Below are 17,645 nucleotides of genomic sequence, written 5' to 3'. Positions count from 1 at the left end.
AAGCCCTGAGTTAACGCTCAGGGCTTTTTTTCTTATCTGTCGTCTCATTATTGCGAAATTAGCAAAAATCCTCTGCGTTTTGCGATCTTTTTCTCTATAACAGAGCCAGCGATAATCCTCCTCAGTTTACGAACATAACGATTGAGGAATATTATGACTCTCCCTGCATTTGGTCTGGGCACTTTCCGCCTGAAAGACGACGTTGTTATCGCATCTGTTAAAACCGCTCTTGAACTTGGCTATCGCGCAATTGATACGGCACAGATCTATGAAAATGAAGCTGCCGTTGGACAAGCTCTCGAAGAGAGTGGTGTACCGCGTAATGAATTGTTCATCACCACGAAAATCTGGATTGAGAATCTCAGCAAAGACAAGCTTATCCCTAGCCTGAAAGGGAGCCTGAAAAAACTGCGTACTGACTACGTCGATCTGACGCTGATCCACTGGCCATCACCGAACGATGCCGTTTCTGTGGAAGAATTCATGCAGGCACTGCTGGAAGCGAAAAAGCAGGGCCTGACCCGTGAAATTGGTATTTCCAACTTCACCATCCCGCTGATGGAAAAAGCGATTGCCGCTGTTGGCGCTGAGAATATTGCGACCAACCAGATTGAGCTGTCTCCATATCTGCAAAACCGCAACGTCGTGGACTGGGCAAAACAGCACGGGATCCACATCACCTCATACATGACGCTCGCTTACGGTAAGGCTCTGAAAGACGAAGTGATTATCCGCATCGCAGAGAAACATAACGCGACTGCTGCGCAGGTCATTCTGTCATGGGCAATGGGTGAAGGTTATGCCGTGATCCCGTCCTCAACCAAGCGCGAAAACCTGGCCAGCAACCTGTTGGCGCTGGATCTCCAGCTGGATGAAGAGGATAAAAAAGCGATCGCAGCGCTGGAGTGCAACGATCGCCTGGTGAGCCCGGAAGGTTTAGCGCCGAACTGGGATTAATAAGACCCTCCCTCTGTACCCAGAACCCTCACACAGCTCCTTCGGGAGCTGTTTTTATATGTTCACTCAGGAAGTCGATAAAGGCGCGTATACGCGTACTCACCGCTCTGTCGCTGTAATACACCGCGCTAAAAGGCATCTCTACCGGCAGACGCTTATCGGCCATCAGCTCCACCAGTTCGCCCCGCGCTATCTCCTTATCAATCATATAGTCCGATAAACAGGCGATACCGTTCCCTTCCAGACATAGCTGTTTCAGCGTCTCTCCGCTGTTAGAGGATAATCCACAGGTAATTTCATGGAGCTGACCATCATGACAGGCAACAGGCCAGGTGTTCAGCGACACAGGTTCCGTAAAGCCCAGACACAGATGCTGCTTTAACTCTTCTACCGTCTCCGGTTTACCATGTTCAGCAATATACTGTGGCGACGCGATAATTTTGCGGTAGCTGGCAAACAGCGGCCGGGCACGTAGGCTGGAATCCGTCAGTGTTCCCGCCCTGATTGCCACATCCACTTTCCGCTCGATGAGGTTGATAAACGTTTCTGATGAGACCAGAGAGAGCGTCATCTCCGGATAACGTTCGCGAAAAGGTTTAATCAGCGGCATCAGAAAGTGAAGCACAACCGGCGTGGCCGCATCAATACGCAGCAACCCGCGCGGCGTGCTGCGGCTTTCCATAATCTCCGTCTCCGCTGCGGCCATCTCCTGCAGCACCGACTGCACGCGGCGAAAATAACGCTCTCCTTCTTCCGTCAGGCTCAGCTGTCGCGTCGTTCGGTTGAGCAGGCTCACCCCAAGCTTCATCTCCAGCTTTTTCACCGAGCGGCTGATGGCCGAGTTAGCCTGTCCCAGCTGTTCGGCTGCGCGGCTAAAGCTGCCGCTTTCGACGACGGCGACAAAGATTGTTAGCTCTTCCGACGTTGCTTTCATTGTTGCACCACCCGCAAAATTCTATTGATATTTTGACCATTTTTGTTATTTAAGCACTGGCGCATACTGCCTGTCATCTTAATCCTGATGATACGGAGTATTTTATGCCACTGGCGTTACTTGCCCTGACGATCAGTGCCTTTGCAATTGGCACGACCGAATTTGTTATCGTGGGGCTGGTTCCCACTATTGCGAACCAGCTTGCGATCTCGTTGCCCTCCGCCGGGCTGCTGGTGTCCATCTACGCTCTGGGCGTCGCCGTCGGCGCACCGGTGCTGACGGCCCTGACCGGACGTTTTCCGCGTAAGCAACTGTTAGTTGCGCTGATGGTGTTGTTCACCGCCGGCAATATTCTGGCCTGGCAGGCACCGGACTATACCACCCTTGTGATTGCCCGCCTGCTGACTGGCCTGGCGCACGGCGTGTTCTTCTCGATTGGTTCCACCATCGCAACCAGCCTGGTGCCCAAAGAGAAAGCAGCCTCAACTATCGCAATCATGTTCGGTGGATTGACCGTCGCCCTTGTGACGGGTGTGCCGTTGGGAACGTTTATCGGACAGCATTTCGGCTGGCGTGAAACGTTCCTGGCCGTCTCCTTACTGGGCGTTATTGCTCTCGTGGCTAGCCTGCTGCTGGTACCCTCGCATATTCCAGGCCGGGCGAGCGCCAGCCTGAGCGATCAGCTGAAGGTACTCACTCATCCGCGTTTGCTGATCATCTACGCGGTCACTGCCCTGGGCTATGGTGGCGTATTCACCGCCTTCACCTTCCTGGCGCCGATGATGCAGGACCTGGCGGGTTTCTCCCCGAACGCCGTGAGCTGGATTTTGCTGGGGTATGGTATTTCCGTTGCTATTGGCAATATCTGGGGCGGAAAACTTGCAGATAAGCATGGTGCGGTACCGGCGCTGAAATTCATCTTCGCCGCGCTGGTTGTCCTGCTGATGATTTTCCAGTTTACCGCTTCGATACACTACGCCGCACTGGTCACGGTGCTGGTCATGGGGATCTTTGCTTTTGGTAATGTGCCCGGGCTTCAGGTCTACGTTGTACAAAAAGCCGAGCTTTATACGCCAAATGCGGTGGATGTGGCTTCTGGTCTGAATATTGCGGCTTTCAATATTGGTATCGCGCTGGGCTCCATCATTGGTGGACAAACCGTCGAACACTTCGGATTAACCCAGACCCCATGGATTGGGGCGGTGATTGTCCTGGTGGCATTCCTGCTGATTGGCCTGAGTGGACGTCTGGATAAGCCAGCCCGCGTAGCGCTGGGATAACATCAGTAAGTGCTTGCTTACAAAACTGGAAAACGGTTTCTCAGAAATTGCGTTGAAAGTGTGACCTAAAGTCCCTATAACATTAGAACCAGTCCGTTTTCCGGGCTGGTTCATGTTACAGGGGCTGTTTCCAAAAGTGCGAAAAAATACCTATGCCATGCGTTATGTTGCCGGAATGCCTGCGGAGAGGATCTTACCTCCGGGGTCGTTTGCGAGCATAAGCCAGGCATTACCCGCCGGCACACCGTTAAGCAGCGATGAAAAAATTCGGGTACTGGTCTGGAATATCTTCAAGCAGCAGCGCGCGGAATGGTTATCGGTACTCAAAAATTTTGGAAAAGATGCCCATCTGGTTCTGCTCCAGGAAGCGCAAACTACCCCTGAACTGGTCCGGTTTGCCACCACGAACTATCTTGCCGCCGACCAGGTACCGGCATTTGTCCTGCCGCAACATCCCTCTGGCGTGATGACGCTTTCTGCTGCCCATCCGGTCTACTGTTGCCCGCTCCGCGAGCGCGAGCCTATCCTGCGTCTGGCGAAATCAGCGCTGGTGACGGTCTATCCGCTGCCGGATACCCGAATGCTGATGGTCGTCAATATCCACGCGGTAAACTTTAGCCTCGGTGTGGATGTGTATAGTAAGCAGTTACTTCCAATTGGCGATCAGATTGCGCATCACAGCGGGCCCATCATCATGGCTGGCGATTTCAACGCCTGGAGCCGTCCGCGCATGAATGCGCTGTATCGTTTTGCGCGCGAAATGTCGCTGCGTGAAGTTCGTTTTAACGATGATCAGCGCAAAAAAGCCTTTGGTCGTCCTCTCGATTTTGTCTTCTATCGTGGTTTGAGCGTGCACGACGCTTCTGTTCTGGTGACGCGCGCCTCCGATCACAATCCTCTACTAGTTGAATTCAGTCCCGGCAAACCTGATAAATAATGGTGTGTCAGGTCTGCCGTGGGGCAGGCCTGCGCGGGTGCTGCCCTTTTATTTTAACCAACAAAGGACAGTACGATGACAACAACACACTCCCATCATGACAACGTAGAAAAACAGTTTGGTTCTCAGGCAAGTGCTTATCTGAGCAGCGCCGTGCATGCCTCAGGCCGCGATCTGGTGCGTCTCGGTGAACGTCTGGCGGCATTTCCACAGGCGCACGTGCTGGATTTGGGCTGTGGGGCAGGGCACGCGAGCTTTACGGCTGCGCAGCAGGTAGCCCACGTTACCGCGTATGATTTATCGAGCCAGATGCTGGACGTCGTTGCTGAGGCGGCGAAAGCGAAAGGGCTGAACAACATTGATACGCGGCAGGGCTATGCGGAGTCTTTACCGTTTAATGATGCGTCGTTTGATGTCGCGATCAGCCGTTATTCCGCACACCACTGGCATGATGTTGGCCAGGCATTGCGCGAAGTCAGACGAGTTCTCAAGCCGGGTGGCACCTTCATCATTATGGATGTGATGTCTCCCGGGCATCCGGTGCGTAATATCTGGCTGCAGACGGTCGAAGCGCTGCGCGATACCTCGCACGTGCAAAACTACGCCAGCGGGGAGTGGTTATCGTTTATCACTGAAGCCGGGCTGATTGCGCGCTCGTTAATAACAGACCGTTTACCGCTGGAGTTCGGCTCGTGGATCGCGCGTATGCGTACCCCGGAGGCGTTAAGCCAGGCGATCAGGCTCTACCAGGAAAGTGCGTCCGCAGAGGTGAAGGCGTACTTTGAACTGCAGGCCGATGGCTCATTTACCAGCGATACCATCATGGCTGAAGCACAAAAGGCGGGATAAATAAAAAAGGCACCGAGGGGAATCGGTGCCTTTTTATCTTTCGATCGTGTTATCAGGAGTCTGGCGTGGCGCTGTTCTTCACAAACAGCGTCAGCTGGTCGCCCGGTTTCAGATTGTCAGTATCATTATTCCAGCGCATCACATCTTTGATGTTCACGCCGTGCCGTTTTGCGATACTGGACAGTGAATCGCCTTTGCGCACGCGATAGGTAATGCTATCGCTGTTGCTGGCGAGACGCTGTGCGCTGTTACCTGCACCCACCGTCAGTGTCTGACCCACTTTCAGGCCGGAGCTGCGCAGATTATTCCACTGCTGCAGATCTTTCGCCGTCACGCCAAGGCGTGAGGCAATGCCTGAAAGCGTATCACCTGAACGTACCTTATAGCTGCGGCTGTTTACGGAGGAAGCATCCGCGATCAGCGTTGACTGAACGGCGGCAATCTCACCCGATGCTAAAGACTCACGTAACTGCTCAGCATGCTTCTGCGGAACCATTACGTACTGCGGGCCGCTTGCCCCCAGCGTCGAGCCTTTAACGCCTGCATTAAAGGTTTTCAATTTACTTACCGACATACCCGTCATATCAGCGACCTGTTGAATATCAACCGGATTGCTGAGGCGAACGCGCGCCAGTGCACGACTTTCGTCTGGTGTTGGCAGTTGTACACCGTAACGCTTGCTGTTCTTGAGAATATCGCTCAATGCCAGCATCTTCGGTACGTAAATCTTTGTTTCCTGTGGCAGTGAGAGCGACCAAAAATCGGTGGATTTACCCCGTGCTTTATTCGCTTTCATTGCCTTCAGTACACGACCTTCGCCGCTATTATACGCTGCGACCGTTAACAGCCAGTCACCGTCAAACATCTTGTTCAGACGTTGCATCATGTCGAGAGCGGCTGTCGTTGAAGCGACAACATCGCGACGCGCATCATAGTTGCGGGTCTGTTTCAGACCATAGTTTCGCCCGGTGCTCGGAATGATCTGCCAAATGCCTGCGGCATTGGCGCCAGACGTCGCGTGTGGGTCAAAAGCGCTCTCCACTATGGGTAGGAGTACCAGCTCCATAGGCATGTTACGTTTTTTAACTTGCCCGGCTATCCAGTACATATACGGCTCTGCCCGTAACGTTACATCGTGGAGATAGCTCTTATTTCTTAAATACTTCTGTTTCTGTTCGCGAATCCGGCTGTTTTCCGGAATTCCCATCTTTAGCTCGTCGCCAATAGAGGTCCACAAGTCTTGCTCCTGCGCGAAAGATGTCCCATCGTCCAACCATCGCGCCTGACTCGTAAACTTCCCTGCTTCCCCTTGACCAGCTGCAGAAAGGCTCTGTGCGTGCTGTTGTACGTTGCTGCCGTTCTGCGACTGGCAACCTACAAGCAGGACAGAGGCGAGTAATATCGCTTTTGCCTTCATGTGTGTGTCAATAGTTGCTTAAAAGACGAGCGATGATAACGGCGAAATTTTGAAAAGGCAACCCGCATTTATCTGAAGTTATCTTTCTTTGACCGTAACCATGCAAATCGCTGTTCTGGTTGTTGCAAATTTGTTTCTTGGTTAATTTTGTTAATTAAATCAATATCATCAGTTCGTAAAAATAAATTAATTTGACGCTCATTTTTCAGAATAACGGGCAGTGTATTTTGGTTTTTTGCACGTAACTCCTTCACTTTGTGATAATAATCCTGAATCGCCCGATCCTCAGGTAAGAGGCTTACGGCAAACTTCATATTCCCTAATGTATACTCATGTGCGCAACAAATAAGGGTATCATCCGGTAGAGCGTTAATCTTTTGTAAAGACTGATACATCTGTTCTGGCGTACCTTCAAAAAGTCTTCCGCAGCCGCCCGAGAAGAGCGTGTCGCCACAAAAAAGATAAGGTTTGCTGTAGAAACACAGATGTCCCAAAGTGTGACCTGGTGTGGCAAATACGGAAAACTCCCACTCGCGGATGAGGATATTTTCGCCTTCTTCGACTACTTGCGTGGTTCCCTTATCTTGTGTTTCAGCCGGTCCGTAAACCACAAGATGCGGAAAATGGGCGCGCAGTTCCGGCACACCGCCTGTGTGATCGTTATGATGATGCGTTAACAGAATGGCTTCTGGCTGCCAGCCATTCTCTTCTATTGCGCGCAGTACAGGGGCGGATTCTCCGGGATCGACAATGACGCATCGACGTTCGTCATCGACCAAAACCCAGATGTAATTGTCCTCAAAAGCAGGAATATTGATAAGATTCATACATTACCTCTTATAGCGTGGCGGGTGTTTTGATGAAACCGGCAAGGATACCTCAGACTGTCATAGCACCGGAACGTTGGGCGGAATTGCCCTGGGGCGAATACTATCGCGAGGCGTTAGAACAACAGCTGAAGCCCTGGCTCGCGAAAATGTATGGCTTTCACCTGCTTAAGATTGGCAATCTCAGCGCGGAAATCAATACCGAAAGCTGCGCTATCTCCCATCAGGTCAATGTTTCTCTCGGCGGTTCGCCGGTTCAGGTGAAGGCGGACCCCTTGCATCTGCCGTTTGCGGAAAAATCCGTTGATGCGTGTCTACTTGCGCACACGCTGCCCTGGTGCAGCGATCCTCACCGTATGCTGCGTGAAGCCGATCGCGTGCTGATTGATGACGGCTGGCTGATACTCAGCGGATTCAATCCGCTTAGCCTGATGGGGCTGCGTAAGCTGGTGCCTGTCCTGCGCCGTACGCCACCCTACAACAGCCGGATGTTCACCATGATGCGTCAGCTTGACTGGCTTTCACTGCTGAATTTTGAAGTGCTCAGCTACGGCGGCTTTCAGGTGCTGCCGTGGGCGCGGCAGGGGGGCGTAGTGTTAAGTACGCATTTGCCTGCCTTAGGCTGCATGCAATTTATCGTCGCGCGTAAGCGAACCATCCCCCTTACGCTTAACCCGATGAAGCAGAGTAAATCGAAAACCCCCCTTCGGCAGACCGTAGGCGCAACGCGGCAGTATAAAAAACCCTGATCAGGATTCAGGCTGATAGCCTGCATCCTCATGGGCCGGGTTTGAGGCCGCCGCGCGCGCCAGTTCGTCGCAGCGTTCGTTTTCAGGGTGACCGGCGTGGCCTTTTACCCATTCCCATTTAATTTGGTGCTGACCTAATGCCGCATCCAGACGCTTCCAGAGGTCGACATTTTTAACTGGCTTCTTATCAGCCGTTTTCCAGCCGCGTTTTTTCCAGTTATGGATCCACTGGGTTATGCCCTGGCGCACGTACTGACTGTCGGTACTGAGCACCACGTCGCAGTGTTCTTTCAAGGCTTCCAGCGCCACAATGGCCGCCATTAACTCCATCCGGTTATTGGTGGTCAGAAAATAGCCTTCGCTAAAAGTTTTTTCGTGCTGGCGATAGCGCATAATCGCGCCATAGCCGCCAGGCCCCGGGTTGCCGAGACAAGATCCATCGGTGAAAATCTCTACCTGTTTACGCATCTCTGGTAGACTTCCTGTATTCGAAACGTTCAGTTAAACGATAAGTCTGACATAAATGACCGCTATGAGCACTGCAATTACTCGCCAGATTGTCCTCGATACCGAAACCACCGGTATGAACCAGATCGGCGCGCACTACGAAGGGCATAAGATCATTGAGATCGGTGCCGTTGAAGTGGTGAACCGTCGTCTCACGGGGAACAACTTCCACGTGTACCTCAAACCCGATCGGCTGGTGGATCCAGAAGCGTTCGGCGTTCACGGTATTGCCGATGAGTTCTTGCTGGACAAACCGACCTTTGCCGAGGTGGCAGACGAGTTTCTGGAATACATCACAGGCGCCGAGCTCATCATTCATAACGCCTCGTTCGATATCGGCTTTATGGACTATGAGTTTAGTAAGCTCCATCGCGATATTCCGAAAACAAACACCTTTTGCAAAGTGACCGATAGTCTGGCGCTGGCGAGGAAGATGTTTCCCGGCAAGCGTAACAGCCTCGATGCGCTCTGTTCACGTTATGAAATAGATAACACCAAGCGAACGCTGCACGGGGCACTGCTCGATGCCCAGATCCTGGCTGACGTTTATCTGGCGATGACCGGCGGACAGACTTCAATGAAGTTCAGCATGGAAAATGAGTCGCAGCAGACGCAGGGCGAAGCGGGAATTCAGCGCGTTGTTCGTCAGGCAAGCCGCTTGCGGGTTGTTTTAGCCAGCGATGCAGAGTTACTTGATCACGAATCCCGCCTCGACCTTGTGCAGAAGAAGGGCGGAAGCTGTATGTGGCGTGCCTGAAAAAACGCCGGAATGCCTGTAAAATCATCTGTTGGGCGATTTTTGCAGCAAACGATTCAAAACATGAGAAAAAGCGTTGACGAGATCCGAGGCACACCGTAATATGCGCCTCGTTCCCCAAACGGGAACAGTGGAGCGGTAGTTCAGTCGGTTAGAATACCTGCCTGTCACGCAGGGGGTCGCGGGTTCGAGTCCCGTCCGTTCCGCCACTATTCAGAAGGCCTGAATCAGAAATGATTCAGGCCTTCGTCGTTTCAGCTCTCCTCTTCATTTTTCTCTTCTTTTTATTAACAAAAAGTTAATTTATGTGGTGCAATTATTTAACATTTGCACAACTTTAGTGCGTTATTTGCACTAACTCTGTGCATTCTTTCGTCTCGTCATCTTTGCGTAGCCCGTCAGGTTGTTTCCAGTTGTAAAAATAATTATCGGGAAATCATTCGCTTACCCGTCTTGTTCATAAAAGTTCATGAACCAATAACGTATTGGTTCGGTTATTGCTTAATCATTAGCACGATAAGCTTCATTCCATATCAATAACTTATCGTTAATAAAAACAAAATAATGATGATAGCGAGCGAACCAATATGGAAAAGCCGTCACGGTTTCTGGCCAATTCCAGCACCGCGCTTGAGCAGCTGCGCGGGCTAATCAACCAGCATGAGTCAACACCAGGCACTCCGCTGCCCACGGAACGTGAGCTGTCGGAAACACTCGGCGTAGGACGACGCGAAGTGCGTCGCGCGCTGGACGTGCTGGAAGAAGAAGGGCGAATCTGGCGCAAGCAGGGCAAAGGCACCTTTATTGGCCCGGCTGCACCGGTTGAACCGCTGGCCCTTCAGGGACTGGTTCAGCAGACCAACCTGCTGGAAGTGATGGAAGCTCGTCTACAGCTCGAACCCGGCTTAGCCCGGCTTGCGGCACTGCGTGCCACCAGGGAAAATCTCGCGCTCATGCAGCGCATGCTGGAACGCATCGACAAGGTCAGTCCGGACGACCGCGATCTCAACGAACTCTGGGATAGCGCCTTTCACCGCGCCATTGCCGAGGCGGCGGGCAACCGCCTGATGCTCGGCCTGTTTGACGCCATTGATGCCGTGCGGCGCGAACCCGGCTGGCAGCACCTGCGCGAGCTGGCCCGCACGCCCGAACGTGTCGACAGCTATAACGACCACCATCACAAGATCATGTCTGCGATTATCCATCGCCAGCCTAATGAAGCCGCGGCTGCCATGCGCGAGCACCTGCTCAGCCTGCAAAACGCCCTGATTCAGGCGATCCACCTTGAGGATGACTTCACGCTATGACGACGATCCCGTTTAAGGATTCCACGCCAGTACTGCGGCTGAATAATCTCAACGTCAGGTTTTCCGGCTCGCCGGTGAGCGTACTTGACGGCATTTCCCTGACGGTCAAAGCGGGCGAAACGCTGGCGCTGGTGGGGGAGTCCGGCTGTGGAAAAAGTATCACCTCACTGGCGCTGATGGGTTTACTGCCCGCCAGCGTGCAGATTGTCAGCGGCGAGATGCAGTTTCGCCGCCACGACCTGCGCAAGCTCTCGCCGCGGGAATATGCCGATCTGCGCGGCAGCGAGCTCGCGATGATATTCCAGGAGCCGATGACCTCGCTCAATCCGGCGTTTACGCTGGGCGATCAGCTTAGCGAAGCGGTTATGCGACACCAGAACGTCTCGCGCGCAGAGGCAATGAAGGTTGCCCTGCAGATCCTCGAGAAGGTGCAGATCCCGGCGGCAGAGATGCGGCTCAAGGCATATCCGCATCAGCTTTCCGGCGGCATGCGCCAGCGTGTGATGATTGCCATGGCGCTGATTAACCATCCCAAACTGCTGATTGCCGATGAGCCGACCACCGCGCTTGACGTCACCATCCAGGCGCAAATCCTGACCCTGCTGAACACCTTAAAAGAGGAAACCGGCACGGCGGTCCTGATGATCACTCACGATTTAGGCGTGGTGGCAGAAGTGGCGCAGCAGGTCGCCGTGATGTACGCGGGGCAGGTAGTGGAGCAGGGGAGTGTCGAAGCCATCTTTGCCGACCCGCAGCACCCGTACACTATTGGCCTGATGGGCTCGATCCCTTCTCTGGGCGCACGCAAAGGCCAGCTTTCCACCATTCCCGGTTCGGTTCCGCTCCCGGAATCCATGCCGAAAGGCTGCCGTTTCGCGACGCGCTGCCCGTTTGCGCAGTCGCGCTGCCACGATGAAAAACCGCAGCTCACCACGCTCGGCGCGGGCCATCAGGTCGCCTGCTTCCGCGTGCCGCTCGAACACCACATTGCCCTGGGAGAGACCGCATGACCACGCCCATTCTTGAAGCCCGCGATCTGAGCAAGCGCTTCCCAGGCCCGAAAAAACTCTTCTCCCCGGCGCGGTTTGTCACGGCGGTCGATCGCGTTTCGCTTGCCGTGATGCCGGGCGAAACGCTGGCGATTGTTGGCGAATCCGGTTCCGGGAAATCCACCCTCGGCCGTCTGCTGCTGCGTCTGCTGGCCGCCAGCGAAGGGCGCGTGTTTTATCAGGGGGAGGAGATCACCGATGCCTCGGGCGCCCGTCTGAACCAGCTCCGGCGAGAGCTGCAGATTATCTTTCAGGATCCCTTCGCCTCGCTGAACCCGCGCATGACGGTAGAGCAGATCGTCGGCGAGCCGCTATGGCTGCATCAAAACATGAAGAAAGCGGATCGCCAGTATCGCGTTGCCGAACTCCTGAAGACCGTTGGTCTGCCTGCCGCCTGGGCAGGGCGCTACCCGCACGAGTTTTCCGGCGGACAGCGTCAGCGCATCGGCATTGCGCGCGCGCTGGCCTCGGGACCGAAGCTGCTGCTGGGTGATGAGCCGGTTTCCGCGCTGGACGTCTCCGTTCAGGCGCAGGTGGTCAACCTCCTGGAAAACCTGAAGCACCAGCTGGGGCTGACGATGGTGATCGTTGCCCACGGTCTGGCTGTGATTCGCCATATGAGCGACCGCGTGGCGGTGATGTACCTTGGGCAAATCGTTGAGCTTGCCACCGTCGATGAAATTTTTGACGCGCCGCTGCACCCCTATACCCAGGCGCTGATCGCCTCGGCCCCGCAGATGCAGCCGGGCGTTGAGCGCGACGCGCCGCTGCTGCAGGGGGATCTGCCCAATCCGGCCAGCCCGCCGTCGGGCTGTCGCTTCCACACCCGCTGCCCGTACGTCACCGATGAATGCCGCCAGGTCGAGCCGATTAATCAGGTACTCGACGGCGGGCGGCAGGTTGCCTGCCACCGCTGGCAGGAGATCAATCGCGATCGCAGCGTTATCCAGATCGCACCGCCATCCGCCGCTTTTCTGCGCCGCCGCGCGCTGTTTGAACACGCGGCCACTCACTCGTCCCTTCCTTCAAGGAACTCATGATAATGACAATACGTAATTCTCTTTTGACCGTACTGGGAAGTGTTATGTTGCTTGGCGCGGCGCTGCCCGCCCATTCTGAAAGCGTGCTGCGGATCGGCCTGGGCGCTGACCCGGACATGCTCGACCCGCATCTGGCGCGCACCTACTATGGCCGCTTCGTGTTTGCCTCCCTGTGCGACAGGCTGGTGGATGTCGATGAGCATCTGAAGGTCGTGCCGGGTCTGGCAAAATCCTGGGCCTGGAGCGAGGACGGCAAAACGCTAACCATGGATCTGCGTGAAGGCGTGACCTTCCACGACGGCGAAAAATTCGATGCCGCCGCGGCAAAATACAATCTCGATCGCGCTCTGACCCTGAAAGGCTCCCTGCGTAAAAGCGAGATCTCCTCCGTGGAGTCGGTAGAGGTCACCGGCCCGATGCAGATTGCGCTGCACCTGAAAACGCCCGATGCCGCGCTGCTGATGCAGCTCACCGACCGCGCGGGCGCGATGATGGCGCCCGAAGCCGCGAAAAAGCCTGACTTTGCCGCCCATCCGGTCTGCTCCGGGCCGTACAAATTCGACAGCCGCGTGTCGCAGGACCGCATCGTTCTGACCCGCTTCGACAACTACTGGAACAAAGACGCCTATCACTTCGACAAAATCATCTATCTGCCGATCCCGGATGCCTCCGTGCGCCTCGCGAACCTGCGCGCGGGCGATCTCGACCTGACAGAAGGCATCGCCGCCAGCGACGTCAAAACCGTCGAAGCCGACAGCAAGCTGGCGCTGGCGAAGGTGACGGGCCTGGGCTACCAGGGCATCACCTTCAACATCAACAACGGCAAGGTGCCGGCCAACGATCCGTTTAAGGACGCTCGCGTGCGCGAGGCATTTTCTCAGGCCATTGATCGCGATGCGTTAAACCAGGTGGTCTTTGAAGGGCTGTACACCCCGGCAAACCAGGCGTTTTCACCGGTCAGTCCGTATCACGTTAACCTGCCGGTCCCGCCGCGCGACGTCGATAAAGCCAAAGCGCTGCTGAAAGCGGCAGGCGTCACCACGCCGCTGACCGTCAACCTGCTGGTGCCGAACAACCCAACCTCGCAGCAGGTGGGACAGGTGCTGCAGGCTATGGTTGCCGAGGCGGGCTTTACCCTGAACCTGCAGATGACCGAATTCGCCACGCTGCTCGATCGCCAGCAGAGCGGCGATTATCAGTTGAGCTTCTCCGGCTGGTCGGGTCGTCCGGATCCGGACGGCAGCATCTACGGCTTTATCCATAGCAACGGCACCCTGAACGATGGCCGCTACAGCAACGCACAGGTCGATGAGTGGCTGACGCAGGCGCGCCAGAGCACCGACCAGGCCGCACGCCAGCCGCTGTACGACAAGGTAGTGAAGCAGCTGCAAACCGATATGCCGATTGCCTACCTCTACTTCGAGCCGCGCATTTTCGGCCTGAACAAAAGCGTGCAGGGCTTTAAGCCGTACCCGGACGGCATCGTGCGTCTGGCGGGTTTGACGCTGGCGAAATAAACGTCCTGAGGAGAACCCATGCTGGAACTGATTTGCAAACGTCTGCTGCTGGCCGTCCCGACGCTATTGCTGGTGAGCATGATGGTCTTCGGGCTGCAAAAACTGCTGCCCGGCGACCCGCTGATTGCGATGGCCGGAGAGGAGCGCGATCCGGCGGTGATCGCCCAGCTGCGTGCGGAGCTGAACCTGGATGCGCCGATCCCGGTGCAGTATTTCCACTGGCTGACGCGGGCGCTGCAGGGCGATCTGGGCGTCTCCTTGCGCACGCATGAACCGGTGACCGAGCTTATCGCCAGCAAGCTGCCGGTCACGCTTGAGCTGTCGCTGCTGGCGATGATTATCGCGCTGGTGTTTGGCATCAGCATGGGGATCGTCGCGGCGGTGAACAAAAACAGCTGGGTCGATCACGGGGCGAACTTTGTGGCGATCTCGGGGATCTCGATCCCGCATTTCTGGCTGGGGATCCTGCTGATTCTGGTCTTCTCGGTGAACCTGCAGTGGCTGCCCGCGTCCGGCTATGTGCCGTTCAGTGAAGATCCGCTCCAGAACCTGCGCACGCTGCTGCTGCCCGCTTCTGTGCTCGGAACCGGGCTGGCGGCAACGCTGATGCGCCATACCCGCGCGTCGATGATTGCGGTACTGAAAGCGGATTATATCCGTACCGCACGCGCCAAGGGGCTTCTGCCGAAGGCGGTCATTCTAAAGCACGCGTTTCGCAACGCGCTGGTACCGGTGATCACCCTCACCACGCTGCTGTTCGGCGAACTGCTGGGCGGCGCGGTGCTGACCGAGCAGGTGTTCACCATTCCGGGCTTTGGCAAGATGATCGTCGACTCGGTGTTCAACCGTGACTACGCGGTGGTGCAGGGCGTGGTGCTGATCGTGGCGATTGGCTTCCTGATGCTCAACCTGCTGGCCGACGTGCTTTACGTCCTTATCAACCCGAAAATGCGAGGTTAACGATGGCGGAACTGACGACGCAAACCGTAGCCCCCGCGCTGCCGCGCGCGCAGAACCGGGTGCTGAAGAAATTCCTCGCCAATAAAAGCGCGGTGATCGGTGCGGTGGTGGTGGGCTTTTTTGTGCTGGTGACGCTGCTGGCACCGTGGATCGCCCCGTTCGACCCGGTTAAAGCCAACTTCCTCGCGGTGCGCAAAGCGCCGTCGGCGATGTACTGGTTCGGCACCGACGAGCTGGGGCGCGACATTTTGTCCCGCATTATCTGGGGAGCGCGAACCTCGCTGATGGCGGGCTGTATGTCAGTGGTTATCGCGGTGGTCATTGGCGTGCCGCTGGGGCTGGTGGCGGGCTACTTCCAGAAGATGTGGGACGGCGTCATCTCGCGGTTTATCGAGGCGCTGCTGGCCTGTCCGTTCCTGATCATGGCGATCGCGCTGGGGGCATTTTTAGGCCCGAGTCTCACCAACGCGATGATCGCCATCGGTCTTTCGGCGATGCCGATCTTCGCCCGCCTGACGCGCGGACAGGTGATCGCCATTCGCAACGAAGAGTATATCGACGGCGCGCGGGCGATTGGCCTGCCGGATCGCTGGATCATCATTAAATACGTCCTGCCAAACGTGATGTCGCCGATCCTGGTTCAGGCCACGCTGGCGATTGCCTCGGCGATTATCGCCGAAGCCAGCCTGTCGTTTTTGGGGCTGGGGCAGCAGCCGCCCAATCCATCCTGGGGCTCCATGCTCAATACCGCGAAAGGGTTTCTGGAGCAGGCGCCGTGGATGTCCGTTTTCCCCGGCGTGGCGATTTTCCTTGCCGTGCAGGGCTTTAATTTACTCGGCGACGGGCTGCGCGATGCGCTCGATCCGCGCCACGACTAAGGAGTCATGATGACCAAAGCGCTTGATTTTACGTCCGGTTATGATTCACGACGCCCGCCGATGATGGGCCACAACGCGGTTGCCACGTCGCAGCCGCTGGCGGCGCAGGCAGGCATGAAGATGCTGCAGCTGGGGGGAAATGCCGTCGATGCGGCCATTGCCACCGCGATGGCGCTGACGGTGGTTGAGCCGACCGGCAACGGGATCGGCAGCGATGCCTTTGCCATCGTCTGGGACGGTGAAAAGCTGCACGGTTTGAACGCGTCCGGCCGTTCGCCTGCCAGCTGGCATGCGGATCTGTTTGCCGGTAAAACCGCGGTGCCGGAAATTGGCTGGGACGCGGTAACGGTGCCGGGTGCGGTGTCGGGCTGGGTCGCGCTGGCGGAACGCTTCGGCACGCTGCCGCTGACCACGCTGGCGCAGCCTGCGATTGACTACGCGCGTAACGGCTTCCCGGTCTCGCCGCTGATTGGTCATCTCTGGCAGCGCGGCTATAGCAAGCTGAAAGATCAGCCGGGCTTTAGCGCCTGCTTCGCGCCGGAAGGCCGCGCTCCGCGCGTGGGGGAAATCTTCCGTAACCCGGCGCAGGCCAACTCGCTGGAGCTGATTGCTAAAACTAACGGCGACGCTTTTTACCGCGGCGAGCTGGCGCAGAAAATTGCTGCTTTTGCCAAAGAACACGGTGCGCACCTGACGGTTGAAGATCTGGCAAACCATCGCGTGGACTGGGTAGACCTACTGTCGCGCGACTTCGCGGGCGGTTCGGTGCAGGAGCTGCCGCCAAACGGCCAGGGGATCGCCACGCTGATTGCGCTCGGCATTCTGGAACAGTGCGGCATTGAGAAACATCATCCGGACTCCGTGCAGTCTCTGCACTTGTCCATTGAAGCCATGAAGCTGGCGCTGGCGGATCTCGACCGCTACGTGGCGGATGAAGAACACATGGCGTTCGCGGCAAAAGAGCTGCTGAGCGACCACTATCTGAAGTCGCGCGCGGCGCTTATCGACCACGATAAAGCCTCTGATTTTGTCTACGGTTCCCCGACGCAGAGCGGCACGGTCTACATCAGCACCGCGGATGCCAGCGGGATGATGGTCTCGTTTATTCAGTCCAACTATATGGGCTTCGGTTCAGGCATCGTGGTGCCGGATACGGGGATCAGCCTGCAAAACCGGGGCTGCGGGTTCGTGCTGGATCCCAATCACCCGAACGCGCTGGCGGGCAGCAAGCGTCCGTTCCACACCATCATTCCGGGCTTTGCGATGGACGGTAACGGCAAGCCGCTGATGTCCTTCGGCGTGATGGGCGGCCCGATGCAGGCGCAGGGGCACATGCAAATGGCGCTGCGCATTATGCTGCACGGGCAAAACCCGCAGGCGGCTATCGACGCGCCGCGCTGGCGCGTGGTGCAGGGCAGGGAGGTGATCGTCGAATCGACGTTCGATCGCAATACTATCGCGGCGCTGCGCGAGCGTGGGCATCAGATCGTGGTGGAAGATCCGCTCCAGGATTACAACTTCGGCGGGGCGCAGGTGATCTATCGTATGCCGGAAGGGCACTACGTTGCCGCGACGGAAAGCCGCAAAGACGGTCAGGCGTTAGTGAGTTAATACTTTATCCCCCTAATGCGAGCAGCGAACAATCCCCTCTCCCCTTTGGGGAGAGGGTTAGAGTGAGGG

Annotated in this window: 17 protein-coding genes and 1 tRNA gene; 14 read left to right on the top strand and 4 right to left on the bottom strand. The window is 56.3% G+C overall.

Features of this window, described 5'->3' with window-relative positions; all coding sequences use genetic code 11:
- The first annotated feature begins 153 nt into the window (after window positions 1–153).
- Window positions 154–957: a 2,5-didehydrogluconate reductase DkgB gene (gene dkgB, locus D5066_RS05605; protein WP_119915310.1), complete on the top strand. Its 804-nt coding sequence runs from the start codon at window positions 154–156 to the stop codon at window positions 955–957.
- A 28-nt stretch (window positions 958–985) separates the two neighbouring features.
- On the opposite strand, the gene yafC is transcribed toward dkgB, so the two are convergent.
- On the bottom strand, window positions 986–1,891 hold the full coding sequence (yafC, locus tag D5066_RS05600; RefSeq protein ID WP_080328138.1) for a DNA-binding transcriptional regulator YafC: 906 nt from the start codon (window positions 1,889–1,891) through the stop codon (window positions 986–988).
- Window positions 1,892–1,995: 104 nt separating this feature from the next.
- Between yafC and D5066_RS05595 the strand changes: the two genes are divergently transcribed.
- From D5066_RS05595 to D5066_RS05585, 3 genes are all read left to right on the top strand, one after another.
- Window positions 1,996–3,171: an MFS transporter gene (locus D5066_RS05595; RefSeq protein WP_119915309.1), complete on the top strand. Its 1,176-nt coding sequence runs from the start codon at window positions 1,996–1,998 to the stop codon at window positions 3,169–3,171.
- A gap of 136 nt (window positions 3,172–3,307) precedes the next feature.
- Window positions 3,308–4,108 carry an endonuclease/exonuclease/phosphatase family protein gene (locus D5066_RS05590; RefSeq protein ID WP_047347395.1) on the top strand — a complete coding sequence of 267 codons (801 nt, stop codon included), beginning with the start codon at window positions 3,308–3,310 and terminating at the stop codon, window positions 4,106–4,108.
- A gap of 75 nt (window positions 4,109–4,183) precedes the next feature.
- Window positions 4,184–4,957: a class I SAM-dependent methyltransferase gene (locus tag D5066_RS05585; protein ID WP_119915308.1), complete on the top strand. Its 774-nt coding sequence runs from the start codon at window positions 4,184–4,186 to the stop codon at window positions 4,955–4,957.
- Between the two features lie 52 nt (window positions 4,958–5,009).
- Here D5066_RS05585 and mltD read toward each other — a convergent pair whose 3' ends face one another.
- On the bottom strand, window positions 5,010–6,374 hold the full coding sequence (gene mltD / locus D5066_RS05580) for a murein transglycosylase D (RefSeq protein ID WP_080328135.1): 1,365 nt from the start codon (window positions 6,372–6,374) through the stop codon (window positions 5,010–5,012).
- A gap of 68 nt (window positions 6,375–6,442) precedes the next feature.
- On the bottom strand, window positions 6,443–7,201 hold the full coding sequence (gloB, locus tag D5066_RS05575) for a hydroxyacylglutathione hydrolase (protein WP_119915307.1): 759 nt from the start codon (window positions 7,199–7,201) through the stop codon (window positions 6,443–6,445).
- Window positions 7,202–7,233: 32 nt separating this feature from the next.
- Between gloB and D5066_RS05570 the strand changes: the two genes are divergently transcribed.
- On the top strand, window positions 7,234–7,950 hold the full coding sequence (locus D5066_RS05570; protein WP_119915321.1) for a class I SAM-dependent methyltransferase: 717 nt from the start codon (window positions 7,234–7,236) through the stop codon (window positions 7,948–7,950).
- Here D5066_RS05570 and rnhA read toward each other — a convergent pair whose 3' ends face one another.
- Entirely contained in the window at window positions 7,951–8,418 is a 468-nt protein-coding gene (gene rnhA, locus D5066_RS05565; RefSeq protein ID WP_010426635.1) for a ribonuclease HI, read from the bottom strand.
- Between the two features lie 64 nt (window positions 8,419–8,482).
- On the opposite strand from rnhA, the gene dnaQ reads away from it, so the two are divergent.
- The 9 genes from dnaQ to D5066_RS05520 all read left to right on the top strand — a co-directional run bounded on the left by dnaQ (window position 8,483) and on the right by D5066_RS05520 (window position 17,576).
- Complete coding sequence (gene dnaQ / locus D5066_RS05560) at window positions 8,483–9,214, top strand: DNA polymerase III subunit epsilon (protein ID WP_080328133.1); 732 nt, start codon at window positions 8,483–8,485, stop codon at window positions 9,212–9,214.
- A 132-nt stretch (window positions 9,215–9,346) separates the two neighbouring features.
- Window positions 9,347–9,423 (top strand) — tRNA-Asp (locus D5066_RS05555).
- A gap of 378 nt (window positions 9,424–9,801) precedes the next feature.
- The gene (locus tag D5066_RS05550; RefSeq protein ID WP_080328132.1) at window positions 9,802–10,521 is read left to right on the top strand and encodes a FadR/GntR family transcriptional regulator; all 720 of its coding nucleotides are present in this window, start codon (window positions 9,802–9,804) and stop codon (window positions 10,519–10,521) included.
- Complete coding sequence (locus tag D5066_RS05545) at window positions 10,518–11,531, top strand: ABC transporter ATP-binding protein (RefSeq protein ID WP_119915306.1); 1,014 nt, start codon at window positions 10,518–10,520, stop codon at window positions 11,529–11,531. The genes D5066_RS05550 and D5066_RS05545 overlap by 4 nt, the downstream gene beginning before the upstream one ends.
- Window positions 11,528–12,610, top strand: coding sequence for an ABC transporter ATP-binding protein (locus D5066_RS05540; RefSeq protein ID WP_119915305.1), 1,083 nt, complete (start codon window positions 11,528–11,530; stop codon window positions 12,608–12,610). The genes D5066_RS05545 and D5066_RS05540 overlap by 4 nt, the downstream gene beginning before the upstream one ends.
- A 2-nt stretch (window positions 12,611–12,612) precedes the next feature.
- Window positions 12,613–14,127 carry an ABC transporter substrate-binding protein gene (locus tag D5066_RS05535; protein ID WP_208861678.1) on the top strand — a complete coding sequence of 505 codons (1,515 nt, stop codon included), beginning with the start codon at window positions 12,613–12,615 and terminating at the stop codon, window positions 14,125–14,127.
- Between the two features lie 18 nt (window positions 14,128–14,145).
- On the top strand, window positions 14,146–15,087 hold the full coding sequence (locus tag D5066_RS05530) for an ABC transporter permease (protein WP_119915303.1): 942 nt from the start codon (window positions 14,146–14,148) through the stop codon (window positions 15,085–15,087).
- Window positions 15,088–15,089: 2 nt separating this feature from the next.
- Window positions 15,090–15,965: an ABC transporter permease gene (locus D5066_RS05525; protein WP_119915302.1), complete on the top strand. Its 876-nt coding sequence runs from the start codon at window positions 15,090–15,092 to the stop codon at window positions 15,963–15,965.
- Between the two features lie 9 nt (window positions 15,966–15,974).
- Window positions 15,975–17,576: a gamma-glutamyltransferase family protein gene (locus tag D5066_RS05520; RefSeq protein WP_119915301.1), complete on the top strand. Its 1,602-nt coding sequence runs from the start codon at window positions 15,975–15,977 to the stop codon at window positions 17,574–17,576.
- Window positions 17,577–17,645 lie beyond the last annotated feature (69 nt).

This window comes from Enterobacter chuandaensis (assembly GCF_003594915.1).
GTDB lineage: Bacteria > Pseudomonadota > Gammaproteobacteria > Enterobacterales > Enterobacteriaceae > Enterobacter > Enterobacter chuandaensis.
Note: the sequence above shows the minus strand (reverse complement) of the source record. Positions and strands in the feature narration are given on the sequence as shown.

Coding starts and splice junctions, on each gene's coding strand:
- mltD (WP_080328135.1), bottom strand. CDS start 6,374: ATGAAGGCAAAAGCGATATTACTCGCCTCTGTCCTGCTTGTAGGTTGC.
- yafC (WP_080328138.1), bottom strand. CDS start 1,891: ATGAAAGCAACGTCGGAAGAGCTAACAATCTTTGTCGCCGTCGTCGAA.
- D5066_RS05530 (WP_119915303.1), top strand. CDS start 14,146: ATGCTGGAACTGATTTGCAAACGTCTGCTGCTGGCCGTCCCGACGCTA.
- dnaQ (WP_080328133.1), top strand. CDS start 8,483: ATGAGCACTGCAATTACTCGCCAGATTGTCCTCGATACCGAAACCACC.
- D5066_RS05540 (WP_119915305.1), top strand. CDS start 11,528: ATGACCACGCCCATTCTTGAAGCCCGCGATCTGAGCAAGCGCTTCCCA.
- gloB (WP_119915307.1), bottom strand. CDS start 7,201: ATGAATCTTATCAATATTCCTGCTTTTGAGGACAATTACATCTGGGTT.
- D5066_RS05585 (WP_119915308.1), top strand. CDS start 4,184: ATGACAACAACACACTCCCATCATGACAACGTAGAAAAACAGTTTGGT.
- D5066_RS05595 (WP_119915309.1), top strand. CDS start 1,996: ATGCCACTGGCGTTACTTGCCCTGACGATCAGTGCCTTTGCAATTGGC.
- dkgB (WP_119915310.1), top strand. CDS start 154: ATGACTCTCCCTGCATTTGGTCTGGGCACTTTCCGCCTGAAAGACGAC.
- D5066_RS05545 (WP_119915306.1), top strand. CDS start 10,518: ATGACGACGATCCCGTTTAAGGATTCCACGCCAGTACTGCGGCTGAAT.
- D5066_RS05550 (WP_080328132.1), top strand. CDS start 9,802: ATGGAAAAGCCGTCACGGTTTCTGGCCAATTCCAGCACCGCGCTTGAG.
- D5066_RS05570 (WP_119915321.1), top strand. CDS start 7,234: ATGAAACCGGCAAGGATACCTCAGACTGTCATAGCACCGGAACGTTGG.
- D5066_RS05535 (WP_208861678.1), top strand. CDS start 12,613: ATGACAATACGTAATTCTCTTTTGACCGTACTGGGAAGTGTTATGTTG.
- D5066_RS05525 (WP_119915302.1), top strand. CDS start 15,090: ATGGCGGAACTGACGACGCAAACCGTAGCCCCCGCGCTGCCGCGCGCG.
- D5066_RS05520 (WP_119915301.1), top strand. CDS start 15,975: ATGACCAAAGCGCTTGATTTTACGTCCGGTTATGATTCACGACGCCCG.
- rnhA (WP_010426635.1), bottom strand. CDS start 8,418: ATGCGTAAACAGGTAGAGATTTTCACCGATGGATCTTGTCTCGGCAAC.